Raw genomic sequence first — 14184 nt, 5'->3', positions numbered from 1 at the left:
AGACCGTCACAGATGACCACCCCGGCCCCGGTCACCACGAAGGAAGGGGTCGGTTTCCGGTCCGAACGCGGCCCCGTCCTCATCGCCGTGATGCTGTGTTCCGGCCTGATCGCGCTGGACTCGACCATCATCGCCACGGCGGTGCCCTCGGTGGTCGCCGATCTGGGCGGGTTCTCGCAGTTCCCGTGGCTGTTCTCGATCTATCTGCTGACCCAGGCGGTCACCGTCCCGCTGTACGGCAAATTCGCCGACGTGCTCGGCAGGCGTCCGGTGATGTTCTTCGGGATCGCGGCTTTCCTGCTGGGTTCGGTGCTGTGCGGCGCGGCCTGGAGCATGCCGGTGCTGATCGCCGCCCGCGCGGTGCAGGGCATCGGCGCGGGCGCCATCCAGCCGATCGCGCTGACCATGGTCGGTGACATGTACACCGTCGAGGAACGCGCCAGGGTGCAGGGCTATCTCGCCAGCGTGTGGGCCATCTCGTCGGTGGTCGGGCCGACGCTGGGCGGCGTGTTCGCCGAGTACCTCGACTGGCGCTGGATCTTCTTCATCAACCTGCCGCTCGGCGCGCTGGCGGCGTGGATGCTGTTCCGGAACTTCAGCGAACGCGTCGAACGCCGCTCGCACCGCATCGACTACCTCGGCGCCACGCTGCTCACCCTCGGTTGTTCGCTGCTGATCCTCGGCCTGCTGGAGGGCGGGGTCGCCTGGGGCTGGGCGTCCGCGCCGAGCCTGGGGATCTTCGCGGCCGCGGCTGTGCTGCTGGTGGCGTTCGTGTTCGTGGAGCGCAAGGCCGAGGAGCCCGTGCTGCCGCTGTGGATCTTCACCAAACGGACCCTGATCGGCGGCAACCTGGTCGCCGTCGTCGTCGGCATGCTGCTGATGGGGCTGACGTCGTACCTGCCGACCTTCTCGCAGGGCGTGCTCGGCACCGGCGCGCTCGTCGCCGGATTCGCGCTGGCCGCGCTGACCGTCGGCTGGCCGATCTCGGCGTCGCTGGCGGGCCGGATCTACATGCGGATCGGGTTCCGGGACACCGCGCTGATCGGCAGCGGGGCGGTCATCGCGGGCGCGGCGCTGACGGTGTTCCTCGCGGCGGGTTCGTCGATCTGGCTGGCGGCCGCGGCCGCGTTCGTCCTCGGGCTGGGACTGGGGCTGGCGTCGAGCCCGACGCTGATCGCCGTGCAGTCCACCATCGGCTGGGAACGCCGCGGCGTCGTCACCGCGACCAACATGTTTAGCCGTTCGCTCGGCAGCGCGGTCGGCGTGGCGATCTTCGGCGCGATCGCGAACGCGACCCTGGCGAACCGCTTCGCCAACCCGCCTGCCGGGGTCAGCGGCCTGCCGTCCGGCGTCGACGCGACCAGTGTCGTCCTGGAGGGCAACGGTCCGGAAACCGCGACGACGACGTTCGTGCGGGGCGCCCTCGCGGACGCCACGCACCACGTCTTCCTGGCGATGCTGGTGGTCGCCGTGCTCAGCGTCGGGGCGCTGCTGCTGATGCCGCGGCGGACCGAAGAACTGAAGTTCGACTAGCGCCTCGGTCCGGTGGGTCGTGAGTGGCGTTTCGGGTTCTAACCCGAAACGCCACTCACGACCACGGTGACCCAGTCAGTTCTGCAGCGGGACCGCGTGCTCGACGAAGTTCTCCACGAACCGCTCGATCGGCTCCGGCCCGGCCGGGTACAGCACGAACTTGCTCAGCCCCGCGTCGATGTGCTCGGCGATCAGGTCGCGGGCGGCGCTCCAGCCGTCCGCGATCAGCCGGGCCGGATCCGCGCCGGACCGGGCCGCGACCGACGCGGCGAGCGCGTCCGGGATCCCGTCCTCCGCGACGAGGAGACTGATCCCGAAGTGGTCGGCCTCGACTTCCCGGTCCGCCTCGGCGGCGGCCTCCTGGATCGCCTCGCGACCGGCCCGCGCCTCCTCCGGCGTGAGGAAACTGGCCAGCCAGCCGTCGGCGAGCCTGCCGACCCGCCGCAGCGCGCCGGGTGCCTTCCCGCCGAGCCAGAGGTCGAGCCGTTTGAGCGGGGTAAGACCGAGCCCCTTGCCTTCGACGCGGAAGAACTCGCCGTCGAAGGTCACCTCCTCCTGTTCCAACAAGGCCCTGATCAGCCGCAACGACTCGTCGAACACCGCGGCGCGGCGGCCTTGCGGCACCGGGAACAAAGGCAGTTCCGCGTCGCGCGCGGGTTTCAGGCCGAAGACCGGAAGGACCCTTTTCGGCGCGAGCGCGGCGAGGGAGGCGAGCTGTTTGGCGACCAGCACCGGATCGCGGCCGGGCAGCACCATCACCCCGGTGCCGACCTTCAGTTTCGCGGTGCGGGCGAGCGCGTGCGTCAGCCCGACGACCGGATCGATCCTGGGCGAGTACACCGCCTCGGGCAGCCAGAGCGAGTCGACACCCGCCCGCTCCAGCAGATCGACCGCGGCGCCGAACTCCTCGGGCGCCGTCCCGGTCCCCAGCCCCGCACCGACCCTGATCTTCAGGTCCTCCGCCACATCCGCTCCCATCCGCCGAGCCCCGGTGTCCAGTGTTCCCAGCGTGAACAACCCCGCACAAGCATGGACTCATTCCGCGATTCCCCCGTACATTCCAGTGTCGTGCGGGTCGTTCCCGCGCGGATTGGGGGATTTTCGAATGGCAGGACAGGTTCTGAGCAGTTGGACGCGCTGCTTCCATCCGGCGCCGTCGGCCGGGATGCGGCTTCTCGCCTTCCCGCACGCCGGTGGGTCCGCCAGCGCGTACCGCTCGTTTTCGGCCGCCCTCTCACCCACCGTCGAGGTGCACACCGCGCAGTACCCGGGGCGGCAGGACCGGATGGGCGAGCCGGTCATCGACGATCTGCACGTCCTCGCCGAGCAGCTGGTGGACGTCGTCGCCGCGTTCCCGAAACCCTTCGCCCTCTTCGGCCACAGCATGGGCGCCATCGCCGCGTTCGAGGTCGCGCGGCGGCTCGAAGCACGCGGCATCGTGCCGGCGGCGTTGTTCGTCTCGGCCCGCCGCGGCCCGGATGTACACAAGGAGAAGGCACTCCACCTCGCCGACGACGACACCTTCCTTCAGGAGGTCAGCCGCCTCGGCGGCACGGACCCCACGATCTTCGACGACCCGGACATCCGCGCGCTCGCGTTGCCCGCGCTGCGCGGCGACTACAAGGCCGTCGAGACCTATCGGTACCGGCCCGGTCCCGACGTGAGCTGCCCGATCGTGGCGCTCGCGGGCGACGCGGACCCGGTCCTGGAGGTGCCGGACACCGAGAACTGGGCCGGGCACACCAGCGGCTCCTTCGAGCTGGAAGTGTTCCCGGGTGGGCATTTCTTCCTCGACGACAACCTGGACGCCGTCGCCGCGCGCATCCTCGGCAAGCTGACCGTCAGTCGCTGAGGCCTTCCCTGCTCGCCCACGCGACGACCTCGGTCCGGTTCGCCAGGCCGAGTTTCGCCAGGATGCTCCGGACGTGGCTTTCCACCGTACGTTCGGAAAGCACCAGTTTCTCGGCGATCCGGCGGTTGCTCAGCGCGTCGGCGAGCAGGGCGACGATCTCGCGTTCCCGCCCGGTGAGCGGGTCCGCGGCGCGGCGCTCGGCGCGGACGCGGTCGAGCAGCGCCGCGGCCCGCGCGAGCGGCCCAGGCATCGCCAGCCGCCGGAACTCGTCGAGGGCCTCGCGCGCGATCCCTTGCGCACGAACGAAATCGCCCCTGGCGACGAGGACTTCGGCGAGCAGCAACCGCGCCTGCGCGACGCCTGGCCGAGCGCCGATGCCTTCGTTGATCGCGATGGCCTGCTCGAACAGCCGCGCCGCCTCGTCGTGGCGGCCCAGCAAGGCGTTGAGCCGGGCGGGGTGCTCCAGGCTCGATCCGGTGCAGAAGACACCCGCGCCACCGGACACGGTCGGCCGCACCTCTTCGAGGCGCCGCAACAGGTATTCCGCCATCTCGACGTCTCGAAAGGCCTCGACCAGCGGCACGAGATTGGGCAGCGCGCCGGTGGCGTGCAGTGCGAACTCCGGGCTCCGCACCAGCGGGACCAGCTGTTCGTACCGGACCCTCGCCTCGTCGAGGTCGCCCGCGAGCAGGCTCAGCAGCGGCCGCGAGACCAAGGTGACCGGCAGATGCGGCGCGCGCTCCAGCAAACCCGCGTAGTCCTTCCGCAGATCCCCGGGGTCACCGGTGAGCAGCACGAGCTGGGTGCGGAACGCGTAGGACATCCCTTTCGCGGAGAAGTCGTCCGCGAGTTCGGTGTCGGCCAGTTCCTCCGCCGCGAGATCGAGTTCGCGTGCCTCGGCCAGATCTCCGCGCAACGCCAGCACCGAACTGCGCAGCCGCAGGTCGTGCCAGCGGACCAGGGGCAGCCTCGTCAGCCGTGCCAGCGTGGTCACCGCGACTAGTTCGTCGTCGACGAGCGCCATCCGCCCGTCCGCCAAGGCCGCGTCGATCCGCCATTTGTGGCCCCACAAGGAAACCAGCGGCTGCCGGGTACGCGAGCCCAGTTCGGCGGCCAGCGCGCCGAGCCGCAGCCGTTCGGACAGTGGCAGCTTGTCCGGAGCGACCTTCATCCGGGCGCGGACGGCGTCGACCAGCGCCTCGGGATCGCCCGATTCGTCGGCGAGTGCAAAGGCTTCGTCGGCGAGCTTTTCCGCATCGGCGAACCGGCCGTAATCGGCTTCCACCGAGGCGCTGTGCGCCAGCAGACGTGCCCGCGTCGTCCGGTCGACCCCTTCGGCCGCGAGCGCGCGGACGACGAGGTCGCGAATACCCGGCAGGAGATCCGGCGCCGCGACGTCGCGCACCACCAGCGCCGCGCGGGCGATCAGCCCGGCGTCGGCGGCGAGCCGGGCATGGTCGAGACTTCGCGCGAACCGGCCCGTCCGGTATTCGGCGACGGCGAGGTCGAGCAGCAGTCCGCCACGGTCCACTTCGGACAGTCCGGCTTTCGCGCGGGCGTCGAGCGCCATCGCGAGGAAACGCGCCGCTTCGTCGAAGGCCAGTGCCCGGTTCGCTTCCGCGGCCGCCAGCGCCGCCCACTCCGCCGTCTTCTCCGGCGCGGTCGCCGAACGCAGCCAATGCCCGGCGACCGTCCCGGCGAGCGAGGGTTCACGCCGGGCGTGTCCTTCGAGCGCGGCCGCGGCGCGACCGTGCGACGTTTCCCGTTCGGCTTGGCGGAGATCCGCGTAGATCCCGTCGCGGACGACGGCGTGGGCGAACCGGCCGGAACGCAGCACCCCGGCCTTTTCGGCCTGATCGAGCCCGTCGGCGACCTCGCCTGCCGACAGGCCGGACACCTCCGAGAGCAAGCCGGCGTCGACGTCCTCGCCGAGCACCGCCGCGATGGCGAGCAGCCGCCGTACTTCCGGCGCGAGGGCGGCCACCGCGGTCCGCACGAGGTGGCCGAGTTCCGCTCCACCGGCCGAACGCGCGATCGCGCCGAGGTAGAGCGGATTCCCACCGGAGCGGCGATAGGCCTCGCGTACGTCCTCTTCCGTCAGCCCGGTGAGCAGCGCCCGCGCTTCGGACTCGGCCAAGGGCGGCAGCGAGATGCTCCGCGCGCCAGGACGGCGGAGGAGATCAGGCAGGGCCGCGTCCAGCGCGGGAGTGTGCCCGGTGTCCCGGTGCGTCGCGACCACGGCCAGCTTCGAGCGCCGCAACTCCCCCGCCAGGTGGCGCAACAGCCGCAACGACGCCTCATCGGCCCAGTGCAGGTCTTCGAGGACGACCACCAGGCCCGCCGGTTCCGCCGCGGCCACCAGCGCGTCCGCCGCGGCGGCCACCAGCCGGAACCGCGCCGCCTGGACGTCGCCGGCGCCCTCGGTCTCGGCGAAAGCGGTCTTCACGGCCGAATCGACCGACGGCAGCGCCTCGACGACGCGGCGCCACGGCCACAGCGGCGGCGCACCCGGATCGTCGGCGCACCGGCCCCAGACGACGGTGGACGCGCTGGACGTCGCCTCTTCGACCAGCCGGGTCTTGCCGATCCCGGGTGGACCGGAGACGAGCATGAGGCCGCCGGAGCCCGCGGCGGCGTCGGCGAGTCTGCCGCGCAGGCTCGCCAGTTCGCCCTCCCGGCCCACGAACGGTTCCCGGTTCACGCAAGGAGTATCGCTCTCCGGGCCCGATTCCGTACCGCCCTGCGTACTGGCACTGATGTCCGGCTACCGCCGGGAGCGCAGAGTCGGCACGTCCGACGGGAAAGGAAAGCCCATGTACGCCACCGTCCACCAGTTCCGCCGTTCGCACGCCGACGAGTCCGCGGGCTGGGGCCACGCCCTCGCCGCCGAACTCCATCCCGGCACCGGGTCGCCGGGCACCTGCACCCTCGCCCAGGTCGGCGGTCTGACCGGGCTCGTCGTCGCGTTGTGGCGCGACCGCGGGTCCGCGCTCGCCGCCGCCGACCGGCGTATCGCCCACGTCTTCGACGCCCGTGTCTACGCGGTAGGCGACGTCGAAGGCGGCGCGGCCGAGCCCAGGATCGCGCAGGCGACCTGGTTCGACCGGCCGCTCACGCAGGCACAGGCCGACGCCGCCGAGTTCGGCGGGCGCGAGCGGATCCGGCCCGCCGTGCGGGGACTCGACGGGGTTGGCGGCTTCTACGTCCTGACCGCCGAAGACCGCTCCAGCCTCGTTCTCGGCTTCACCGAGTCGATCGAGGCGATGGAGGCGGTCCAGAAGACGATCATGGCGACGGAGTTGCTGCCCGGCGAGGATCCCGCGCTGTTGCCGGGCCCGGACCGGGTGGACGTCCACCGCGTGCTCCACACGTCCCTGCCCTCGCTCGGCCTGGTGGGTGAGCCGCGATGACCGCCGGGACGTCCGCGCGGGTCGGCACGTGGACCGTGCTCGCCGATCGGACCTCGGCCACGTTCACCGTCCGGAACTTCGGTTTCCGCGTGGTCCACGGCTCGATCCCGGTCAGCCTGGGCTCGGTGCGGGTCGCCGCCGACGGCGTCGTCGTCGAAGCGGCGCTGGACCTCGACAAGATCGACACCGGCAACGCCAAACGCGACGCCGACCTGCGTAAGCCCGGACTGCTGGCGATCGACGCGCAGCCTGTGCTGACCTTCGCGGCCGACCGGGCCGACGAGAGCCCGGACGGATGGACGGTCGAGGGCGCTCTGGGCGCGCGCGGCGAGTCCTGTCCCCTCACGGTGACCGCGACCGGACCGGTGGACAACGGCGACGGCACCTGGCGAGTACTCGCCGGTGCCGTCTTCGACCGGCGGGCGATCGGTCTCCGCGCGCCGAGATTCCTGATCGGCAGGGAGATCACGATCGCGCTCGACGTGGCCCTCGCCCCACCTGGGTGATCAGGCCCAGGCGGCGAGCTCCTTGGCGAGCGACGAAGGTCCGGCGGCGGTGCGCAACGCCGGCGGACCGGGCCAGCAGTCCTGGTGGTCGCCGGTCCGCAGGGTCTGGGCGAACCTGGCGACCAGTCGCGGATGCGACGCCACCGTGCGGCCGCCGAGGTAGGCGACGACGACGTGGTGATCGTCGTCCGCATGCGTCGCCACGGCGGCCGACCAGCCGTGCTCCTCGTGCCACATCAGGTCGACGTCGCGCTCGGGGAAGCCGGGAAGGCGCCAGTTGAGCCTCAGCTGGGCGGTGACCGGACCGGTGAGGTCGACCGTGCCCGAATCCCGCTGTATCCCCAGTGCCGCGGCCACGTCCTCCAAGTAGGCGTTCAGCCTGGTCATGAGCTCCAGACCTGCTTCCGTGGGCGCGGGGGTCGAGGTGGTCACGGTCCCTCATCTTCCTGTCACTTTGTGCTGGCGTGACGGGAATTACCCACCCCGGAGCGGCTTCACACCCTCATTTCGTCACACCCCGGTTTCGGTTCGCTCAAGCCGTGGCTTCGATGACGCGGGTGAGCGCCTTGTGCAGCGCCTCCAGCTCGGAGACCTCCATTCCGAGCTTCTCCACGACGCGATACGGGATCTTCTCCGCCTCCGCGCGCAACGCGCGACCGGATTCCGTCAGCTCCACGGTGAGCAGCCGCTCGTCCTCGGCGCTGCGCCGGCGAGTGACGTAACCGATCGTCTCAAGCCGCTTGAGCAGCGGTGACAGCGTCGCGGGTTCGGCGCGCAGGGCGACGCTCAGGTCCTTGACCGCCTGCGGGCCCCGTTCCCAGAGCGCCAGCATGACGAGGTACTGCGGATGGGTGAGCCCATGGGGTTCCAGCAGCGGCCGGTAGATGGCGATGACGCTGCGTGAAGCGACCGACAGCGCGAAACACACCTGACGCTCCAGCGCGAGCGGATCCTCACCCAGATCGATCGCCTTCATCTCCGGCCCCTCCGAGTTCATGCCACCGATCCTAGCGGCGACGCTAACATTTAGCGTACTAATGATTAGTGTACTGTGATGGTATCGAAGGAAGGAGTCGCCCGATGCCCCGCAAGCGCCCGGACGTGTTCCGGTGGCTGTGGTACTCACTCGGCGGCAGGCTGCCCGAGCGCTACCACGACTGGATCCTCCACGACGCGACCACCGGAAGCTGGCGCTGGCGGCACGTCGCCCGCAGCACGGTGATGATCGCCCCGCTCTGCGCGGTGTGGCTGCTCTTGCCCGGCCCGCTCACCCTGCGGCTGGCGATCGTGCTGATGGCCGCGCTCGTGGCGTACTTCTACTCGATGGCCTACATGGAGGAGAGCATCGAGCACCGGCTCGCCAAGAACGGCTTCCCGCCGGGCATCGGGCGCCAGACCCGCGCGGAGGCCGCCGCGGTCGCGGAAGCCGAGGTGACCGAGCGATACCTCGCGCGGTACCGGGACCAGCCGAACTCCTGACGCTTCTCGACCAGGGAGCGCGGCTAGAGTGCGCGGTGATGAGACGCAAGCTCCGCCCGCCGCTCCCGCCCCGCCACGGGCTCGATCCCGCGAGGCTCAAGATGCCCGCCGAGGGGCCGTGGACGACGTTGCGGGAGCACCTCGTCGAGCGGCTTCCCCGCGTCGCGCCCGAACGGATCGAGGAGATGCTCCGCGAGGAGCGCATCGTCGGACTCGACGGGCCGCTGGGCGTCGATTCGCCGTTCGTGCCGGACTCATTCATCTGGTTCCATCGCGACCTGCCCGAAGAGGTCGAGGTGCCGTTCGAGGTTTCCGTACTGCACCGCGACGAGCATTTCCTCATCGCCGACAAACCGCATTTCCTCGCGACGATCCCGCGTGGACGGCACATCCTGCAGACCGCGCTGGTCCGGCTGCGCCGCGACCTCGATCTCCCGCGGCTCACGCCAGCGCACCGGCTCGACCGGGTCACCGCGGGGCTCATCCTGTTCGTGATCACCCCCGAAGTCCGCGGCAAATACCAGACGATGTTCCGAGACCGCTTGGTGCACAAGGAATACGAGGCGATCGCGCGTCACGATCCGGCCGTCGCGATGCCGCGTGAGATCAGCAGCCGCATCGTCAAGGAACGCGGGGTGATCGCCGCACAAGAGATCGACGGGCCGCCCAACGCCGAGACCCGCGTCGAGCTGATCGAGCACCGCGACGGTCTCGGCCGTTACCGGCTGATCCCCGCGACCGGCCGCACCCACCAGCTCAGGCTGCACATGAGCGGCCTCGGGTTGCCGATTCTCGGCGACGACTTCTACCCGGAGCTGACCGAAACCCCGCTCGACGACTTCACCGAACCCTTGCAGCTGCTGGCGAAAGTCCTCGAGTTCACCGATCCGGTCACCGGGGAACACCGCCGGTTCGAGAGCAGGCGGACGCTCCAGGCATGGACGGACCTCGACGCGTGGCGCCGCGGCCCGAGCCTCGTGAGCGACAAGGACTGAGGCGGATTTCGGAGGCCGCGCGTGAAGGCCTCCTTCCCTCGGCTGAGCCGAGGGAAGGAGGCCTTCACGCGCTTCAAACGAGGCGGCTCACTTACGCCAGAACTTGATCCCGCTCCAAGTCACCTTGACCGGCCCGGCCCCACTGGCCGTCCGGTAGGCGCCGAACTTGTCGTAATAGCTCCCGCTGCTGCTGCTCACGGTCTGCTTCAGCGAACCGTTGATGTACACCTTGTGCGTGCTCCCGACCTGGTGCACGGTGTTGACCCGCACCGACGTCCCGACGGTCGCGCCGCTTCCCAGGGTGTCCCCGCCGTGCACGGCGTAGAGCCGCCCGCCGCGTTCGACCGCGAGCATGAAGTACGGGCCGGCGGTCGGCGCGTCGCGGAAGGTCTGCTTCAGGCTGATCCGGCTGCCCGCCATGCTGGTGATCCGGAACGACCCCTCGAACTGCCGGGTCCCGCCGGTGTAGGTCACGTAGCGTCGTTCCGCCCGTTGGTCCCCGCTTCCGGTGGAGCAGGTCAGCTCGAAGTCCAGCCCGTCGACCTGGCCGCATCCGCGCTCTTGCACGTTGAACGAGGGATTCTCCGCCGTCCACGGACCCGTTCCGACCTGGGCGTTCGCCGGCATCGCCGACGCGATCAGGCCGAGGACGGCCGTCGCGACCACCCCGGCGGTCCGAAGTCGTCTCCGCATCCTGCCTCCTGCGCACTCAGGGCGGCGGTGATGGTCCAGACCAGGACCAGGCTGCGACTGTACGAGCACGAACCGTCGTCGGACAAGACGTTGACGCTCCGGCGTCCCGCTGATTGGGTAACGACGGTGATCCTCTCCTTGACGGTCCTCGAAGGACTGGCGGCCGGGACGATCGACCTGGCCTTCCGGCGCTGGTCGAAACAGAACGTCCGCCCCGGCGACGTCATGCGGCTGGAGGCCGGGGTGATCGAGGTCGTCTCGGTCGAGATCGTCGACCCCGACGACATCACCGAGGCCGACGCCCGCCGTTCCGGCGCGGAGTCCGCGAACGCGGTCCGCGGGACACTGCGCGGCCCCGCCGACGCCCCGGTCTACCGGATCCACCTGCGCCACCTCGGCCCCGATACCCGGCACGCGCTCAGCGCGGACGCCGAACTGTCCGAAAAGGACGCCGAGGCCATCGGCAAACGCTTGTCCAAGATGGACAGACGTCGCCCGTGGACGCACGAGACCCTGCGGCTCATCGCCGAAAATCCCGGCCGCCGCGCACAGGACCTCGCCGAACTCCTCGGCCGCGAGAAGGAACCGCTGAAAGTCGACATCCGCAAGCTGAAGAACCTGGGCCTGACGCTCAGCCTCGAGGTCGGCTACCGGATCTCCCCTCGCGGCGCGGCCTACCTGCGCCTCATCGAGGATCCCGGTAGAACGCGCTGAGCTCAGGCGCGAGCCGCTCCGGCGCGACACTGTGGAACTCACCGTCCAGCTCGACCCGACGCGCCCCCGGGATCGTCTTCGCCGCGGCGAGAGCGGCGGCCTTCAGCCAGTCGGTGCTGCCGTTGCTGTTCACCACGAGCACGGGCGCCGCGATCGACGCCAGTTCGCCCGGCACCTTGGAATCCCTCATCACGAAGGCGTCGTAAACGAGCGTGGGCGCGAACGAGCGCAGCTCCGCCCACATCGGCGTCGCCTTGGCCGCGGTGACGGCCTCCGCCGGGGTGCCGACCGCGGACATCGTGAACAGCGCGACGGCGTCGTCCCACCGGTCCGCCGCGACCAGCTCGCGCATCTCGTCGGCATACCCCACGGGAACTTCTTCCGTCTCGCCGCGATACGGCGGCTCGAAGACCGACAGGCACGTCATCGGCACTCCCGCCGCGGCCGCGAGCAGCGCCAGCGCGCCCCCGGAGGAGATGCCGTGCACGATCACCGGCTCACCGAGCGCGGCGACCACCGCGGCCAGGTCCTCGATCTCCCGCTCGACCGCGTACGGCGCGCTGTCGCCGCTGTCACCCCGGCCCCGGCGGTCGTAGGTCACCACGGAGAACTCGGCCGTCAGCTCCGCGACCAGCGGTTCGTCACCGTGCCGGTCGTTGCCCGCGCCCGCGACGACGACCAGAGCCTGCCCCTCGCCGCGTCGTTCGAACGCGATCGGCGTCCCGTCCGCGGACCTCGCTGTGTGGATCATGCGGACCATCGTGCCCGACCCCACCGACAGAATCAGGTCATTTACGCCCGCTCGAACACCCGTTCGACAAATGGTCGGAACCGGGGTAGGTTCGGATGCCATGACCCCCGCCCTTCAAGCCTCGCTGTTCGACGAGTGCGCCGCGCTCGGGCTCGGCTCGTTCGACGGGCTCCGGCGCACCGAGCTGACCCGTGGCGCCTGGATCGACGTGCTGCCCGGCTGGCTCTCCGGCGCCGACGAGCTGTTCACCCGGCTCGCCGAAGACGTGCCGTGGCACGCCGAACGACGGCAGATGTACGACCGCGTCGTCGCCGTTCCCCGGCTACTGAGCTACTACCGCGAAGGGATGCCGCTCCCCCACCCGATCCTCACGGAGGCGCGGGAGACGCTCTCGGCGCACTACGCGGAAGAGCTCGGCGAGCCGTTCGTGACCTCCGGTCTGTGCTTCTACCGGGACGGGCGCGACAGTGTCGCCTGGCACGGCGACGACACCGGCCGCTCCCGCACCGAGGACACCATGGTCGCGATCGTCTCGGTCGGCGCCGCCCGGCAGCTGGCGCTGCGCCCGCGTGGCGGCGGCGAGACGGTCCGGCACGCCCTCGGCCACGGCGACCTGATCGTCATGGGCGGCAGCTGCCAGCGCACCTGGGAACACGCCGTCCCCAAAACCGCCAAACCGGTCGGCCCGAGGATCAGCATCCAGTTCCGTCCGAGAGGAGTCGCCTGAAAGATCAGTCCAGCAGCACGGGCAACGCGTCGACGCCGTAGACGATGGAGACCTTCCGGAAGCCGACCTCTTCCGGTTCGACCGCCAGCCGCATCTCCGGGAACCGGCGGATCAGCGCGGGATACGCGGTGCGCAGTTCCATCCTGGCCAGTTCGGCCCCGATGCAGCGGTGGATGCCCCAGCCGAAGGCGAGATGCGACGTCGGCTCGCGGGTCGCGTCGAACTTCTCCATGTCCTCGCCGAGGACGCCGTCGCGGTTCGCGACGCTGAGCGACACGAGCACGATGTCGCCCTTCGCGATCCGGACCCCGGCGATCTCCATGTCCTCCTTGGCGAACCGCGGGAAGGCCATCTGCACCACGGTCAGATACCGCAGCAGTTCCTCGACGAACTTGTGGACGGCCTCGTCGTCGCCGCGGACGGTGTCGAACAGCTCGCGATCCTTGAGCAACACGAGCGCGCCGAGCGCGAGCATGCTCGCCGTGGTCTCCAGCCCGCCGGTGAGCACACCGTCGGCGAGGCCCGCCAGCTCGCGGTCGTCGATCTCGTCGCCGTGCTCCTTGATGAGCATGCCGAGCAAACCGTCGCCCGGCTGCTCGCGCTGCTTCTTGACGATCTCGTCCAGATAGGACAGTGACTCGGTCATCGCACCGAGTGACGCCCCCGCGCCGCCGAAGAGATCGAACCGCGCGGTGCTCAGCCGCTGGAAGTCGTCGCGATCCTCGTACGGGACACCCAGCAGCTCACAGATCGTCAGCGACGGGATCGGCAGCGCGAAGGCCTCCCACAGATCGACGGGGCCGTCCGCCTTCTCCATCGCGTCGAGCTGTTCCGCGACGATCTCGTCGATCCGCGGCGTCAGGCGCGACAGCCGCCGCATGGTGAACTCCGGCGTGAGCAGCCGCCGCAGCCGGGTGTGCACCGGCGGATCGGCGAACCCGAGCCCGCCGGGGTTCTGGTCCTCGGTCACGCCGGCGTTCCCGACCAGGTTCGTGAAGTCGCTGCTGAACTCGCCGACCTTGCCCAGCACGGCCTTGGCCTCGTCGTAGCCGGTGACCAGCCAGCCGTTCATCCCGAACGGCAGGTCGAGTTTGCTGATCGGCTCCGCCGCGCGGATCCGGCCCAGCTCGGCCACCGGGTCGAGGCCGTCGCGCTTGAGCGGCAGCAGCGCGTTGTCCGGGATGACAGACATCTTGGACAGGTCGAAACCGTTCTTCTGCTGACGCGCGAGGTAACGGCGGCCGATCCACGCCAGCACGCGCGAGCGAATGCTCCCCATACTTTGCACCCTACTCCAGCCCGCGACCAGCTGACCTGGCACAACAGGCCGCCTCCGCCCGCCGGGGCAGGAATTTCGACGGCTGTTCACCCGCCGTCCCACTCGATTACTCACGTCCAGAAAGTCGGATTTCCCCCGTCAGGGGTTCCCGGCGACCGGGAGACGTCGGTCACCGTCGGTCACGACGGACCGGAGGTAACGCCTGACAGCGGGCGCGCGTCGTGAGATTGTCGGACCCTACTGGG

15 protein-coding genes are annotated in these 14184 nt (G+C 70.3%); 8 read left to right on the top strand and 7 right to left on the bottom strand.

Features of this window, described 5'->3' with window-relative positions:
• Positions 1-12 precede the first annotated feature (12 nt).
• Positions 13-1533 (top strand): MDR family MFS transporter, encoded by a 1521-nt coding sequence (locus ED92_RS30145; protein ID WP_037344181.1) that lies wholly within the window; start codon positions 13-15, stop codon positions 1531-1533.
• Positions 1534-1608: 75 nt separating this feature from the next.
• On the opposite strand, the gene ED92_RS30140 is transcribed toward ED92_RS30145, so the two are convergent.
• Positions 1609-2499: a TIGR03854 family LLM class F420-dependent oxidoreductase gene (locus ED92_RS30140; RefSeq protein ID WP_081975953.1), complete on the bottom strand. Its 891-nt coding sequence runs from the start codon at positions 2497-2499 to the stop codon at positions 1609-1611.
• 139 nt (positions 2500-2638) lie between these two features.
• Here ED92_RS30140 and ED92_RS30135 point away from each other — a divergent pair, with 139 nt between their 5' ends.
• Positions 2639-3385 carry a thioesterase II family protein gene (locus ED92_RS30135; protein ID WP_200882760.1) on the top strand — a complete coding sequence of 249 codons (747 nt, stop codon included), beginning with the start codon at positions 2639-2641 and terminating at the stop codon, positions 3383-3385.
• On the opposite strand, the gene ED92_RS30130 is transcribed toward ED92_RS30135, so the two are convergent.
• Complete coding sequence (locus ED92_RS30130) at positions 3375-6086, bottom strand: AAA family ATPase (RefSeq protein WP_037344178.1); 2712 nt, start codon at positions 6084-6086, stop codon at positions 3375-3377. The genes ED92_RS30135 and ED92_RS30130 overlap by 11 nt on opposite strands.
• Positions 6087-6198: 112 nt before the next feature.
• Between ED92_RS30130 and ED92_RS43175 the strand changes: the two genes are divergently transcribed.
• Together ED92_RS43175 and ED92_RS30120 are read left to right on the top strand one after the other, a co-directional pair.
• Positions 6199-6795, top strand: coding sequence for a hypothetical protein (locus ED92_RS43175; RefSeq protein WP_037344177.1), 597 nt, complete (start codon positions 6199-6201; stop codon positions 6793-6795).
• Positions 6792-7301, top strand: coding sequence for a YceI family protein (locus tag ED92_RS30120; protein WP_037344176.1), 510 nt, complete (start codon positions 6792-6794; stop codon positions 7299-7301). The genes ED92_RS43175 and ED92_RS30120 overlap by 4 nt, the downstream gene beginning before the upstream one ends.
• Here ED92_RS30120 and ED92_RS30115 read toward each other — a convergent pair whose 3' ends face one another.
• Both ED92_RS30115 and ED92_RS30110 read right to left on the bottom strand, forming a co-directional pair.
• The gene (locus tag ED92_RS30115) at positions 7302-7733 is read right to left on the bottom strand and encodes a DUF6292 family protein (RefSeq protein ID WP_037344174.1); all 432 of its coding nucleotides are present in this window, start codon (positions 7731-7733) and stop codon (positions 7302-7304) included.
• Between the two features lie 100 nt (positions 7734-7833).
• Positions 7834-8277, bottom strand: a complete 444-nt coding sequence (locus ED92_RS30110) for a MarR family winged helix-turn-helix transcriptional regulator (protein WP_037344580.1) — start codon at positions 8275-8277, stop codon at positions 7834-7836.
• A gap of 104 nt (positions 8278-8381) precedes the next feature.
• Between ED92_RS30110 and ED92_RS30105 the strand changes: the two genes are divergently transcribed.
• Positions 8382-8780, top strand: coding sequence for a DUF5313 domain-containing protein (locus tag ED92_RS30105; RefSeq protein ID WP_037344172.1), 399 nt, complete (start codon positions 8382-8384; stop codon positions 8778-8780).
• A gap of 38 nt (positions 8781-8818) precedes the next feature.
• The gene (locus ED92_RS30100; RefSeq protein WP_037344170.1) at positions 8819-9775 is read left to right on the top strand and encodes a pseudouridine synthase; all 957 of its coding nucleotides are present in this window, start codon (positions 8819-8821) and stop codon (positions 9773-9775) included.
• Between the two features lie 87 nt (positions 9776-9862).
• On the opposite strand, the gene ED92_RS30095 is transcribed toward ED92_RS30100, so the two are convergent.
• Positions 9863-10468, bottom strand: coding sequence for a hypothetical protein (locus ED92_RS30095; RefSeq protein ID WP_037344168.1), 606 nt, complete (start codon positions 10466-10468; stop codon positions 9863-9865).
• Positions 10469-10498: 30 nt separating this feature from the next.
• Here ED92_RS30095 and ED92_RS30090 point away from each other — a divergent pair, with 30 nt between their 5' ends.
• Positions 10499-11182: a hypothetical protein gene (locus ED92_RS30090; protein ID WP_235213391.1), complete on the top strand. Its 684-nt coding sequence runs from the start codon at positions 10499-10501 to the stop codon at positions 11180-11182.
• On the opposite strand, the gene ED92_RS30085 is transcribed toward ED92_RS30090, so the two are convergent.
• Positions 11154-11933 (bottom strand): alpha/beta fold hydrolase, encoded by a 780-nt coding sequence (locus tag ED92_RS30085; protein WP_037344166.1) that lies wholly within the window; start codon positions 11931-11933, stop codon positions 11154-11156. The genes ED92_RS30090 and ED92_RS30085 overlap by 29 nt on opposite strands.
• Before the next feature lie 100 nt (positions 11934-12033).
• Here ED92_RS30085 and ED92_RS30080 point away from each other — a divergent pair, with 100 nt between their 5' ends.
• Positions 12034-12660 carry an alpha-ketoglutarate-dependent dioxygenase AlkB gene (locus tag ED92_RS30080; RefSeq protein ID WP_037344165.1) on the top strand — a complete coding sequence of 209 codons (627 nt, stop codon included), beginning with the start codon at positions 12034-12036 and terminating at the stop codon, positions 12658-12660.
• Positions 12661-12664: 4 nt separating this feature from the next.
• Here the strand turns inward: ED92_RS30080 and ED92_RS30075 are convergent, their stop codons facing one another.
• On the bottom strand, positions 12665-13939 hold the full coding sequence (locus ED92_RS30075; protein WP_037344163.1) for a cytochrome P450: 1275 nt from the start codon (positions 13937-13939) through the stop codon (positions 12665-12667).
• Between the last annotated feature and the right edge of the window lie 245 nt (positions 13940-14184).

The sequence above is a fragment of the Amycolatopsis sp. MJM2582 genome, from assembly GCF_000754115.1.
In the GTDB taxonomy this organism is placed as follows: domain Bacteria; phylum Actinomycetota; class Actinomycetes; order Mycobacteriales; family Pseudonocardiaceae; genus Amycolatopsis; species Amycolatopsis japonica.
This window is presented reverse-complemented; position numbering and strand designations above follow the sequence as displayed.

What these genes read in the sequence shown, in the direction of transcription:
- ED92_RS30145 (WP_037344181.1), top strand. Translation starts at nt 13, where the DNA reads ATGACCACCCCGGCCCCGGTCACCACGAAGGAAGGGGTCGGTTTCCGG.
- ED92_RS30135 (WP_200882760.1), top strand. Translation starts at nt 2,639, where the DNA reads ATGGCAGGACAGGTTCTGAGCAGTTGGACGCGCTGCTTCCATCCGGCG.
- ED92_RS43175 (WP_037344177.1), top strand. Translation starts at nt 6,199, where the DNA reads ATGTACGCCACCGTCCACCAGTTCCGCCGTTCGCACGCCGACGAGTCC.
- ED92_RS30120 (WP_037344176.1), top strand. Translation starts at nt 6,792, where the DNA reads ATGACCGCCGGGACGTCCGCGCGGGTCGGCACGTGGACCGTGCTCGCC.
- ED92_RS30110 (WP_037344580.1), bottom strand. Translation starts at nt 8,277, where the DNA reads ATGAAGGCGATCGATCTGGGTGAGGATCCGCTCGCGCTGGAGCGTCAG.
- ED92_RS30105 (WP_037344172.1), top strand. Translation starts at nt 8,382, where the DNA reads ATGCCCCGCAAGCGCCCGGACGTGTTCCGGTGGCTGTGGTACTCACTC.
- ED92_RS30100 (WP_037344170.1), top strand. Translation starts at nt 8,819, where the DNA reads ATGAGACGCAAGCTCCGCCCGCCGCTCCCGCCCCGCCACGGGCTCGAT.
- ED92_RS30095 (WP_037344168.1), bottom strand. Translation starts at nt 10,468, where the DNA reads ATGCGGAGACGACTTCGGACCGCCGGGGTGGTCGCGACGGCCGTCCTC.
- ED92_RS30090 (WP_235213391.1), top strand. Translation starts at nt 10,499, where the DNA reads ATGGTCCAGACCAGGACCAGGCTGCGACTGTACGAGCACGAACCGTCG.
- ED92_RS30085 (WP_037344166.1), bottom strand. Translation starts at nt 11,933, where the DNA reads ATGATCCACACAGCGAGGTCCGCGGACGGGACGCCGATCGCGTTCGAA.
- ED92_RS30080 (WP_037344165.1), top strand. Translation starts at nt 12,034, where the DNA reads ATGACCCCCGCCCTTCAAGCCTCGCTGTTCGACGAGTGCGCCGCGCTC.
- ED92_RS30075 (WP_037344163.1), bottom strand. Translation starts at nt 13,939, where the DNA reads ATGGGGAGCATTCGCTCGCGCGTGCTGGCGTGGATCGGCCGCCGTTAC.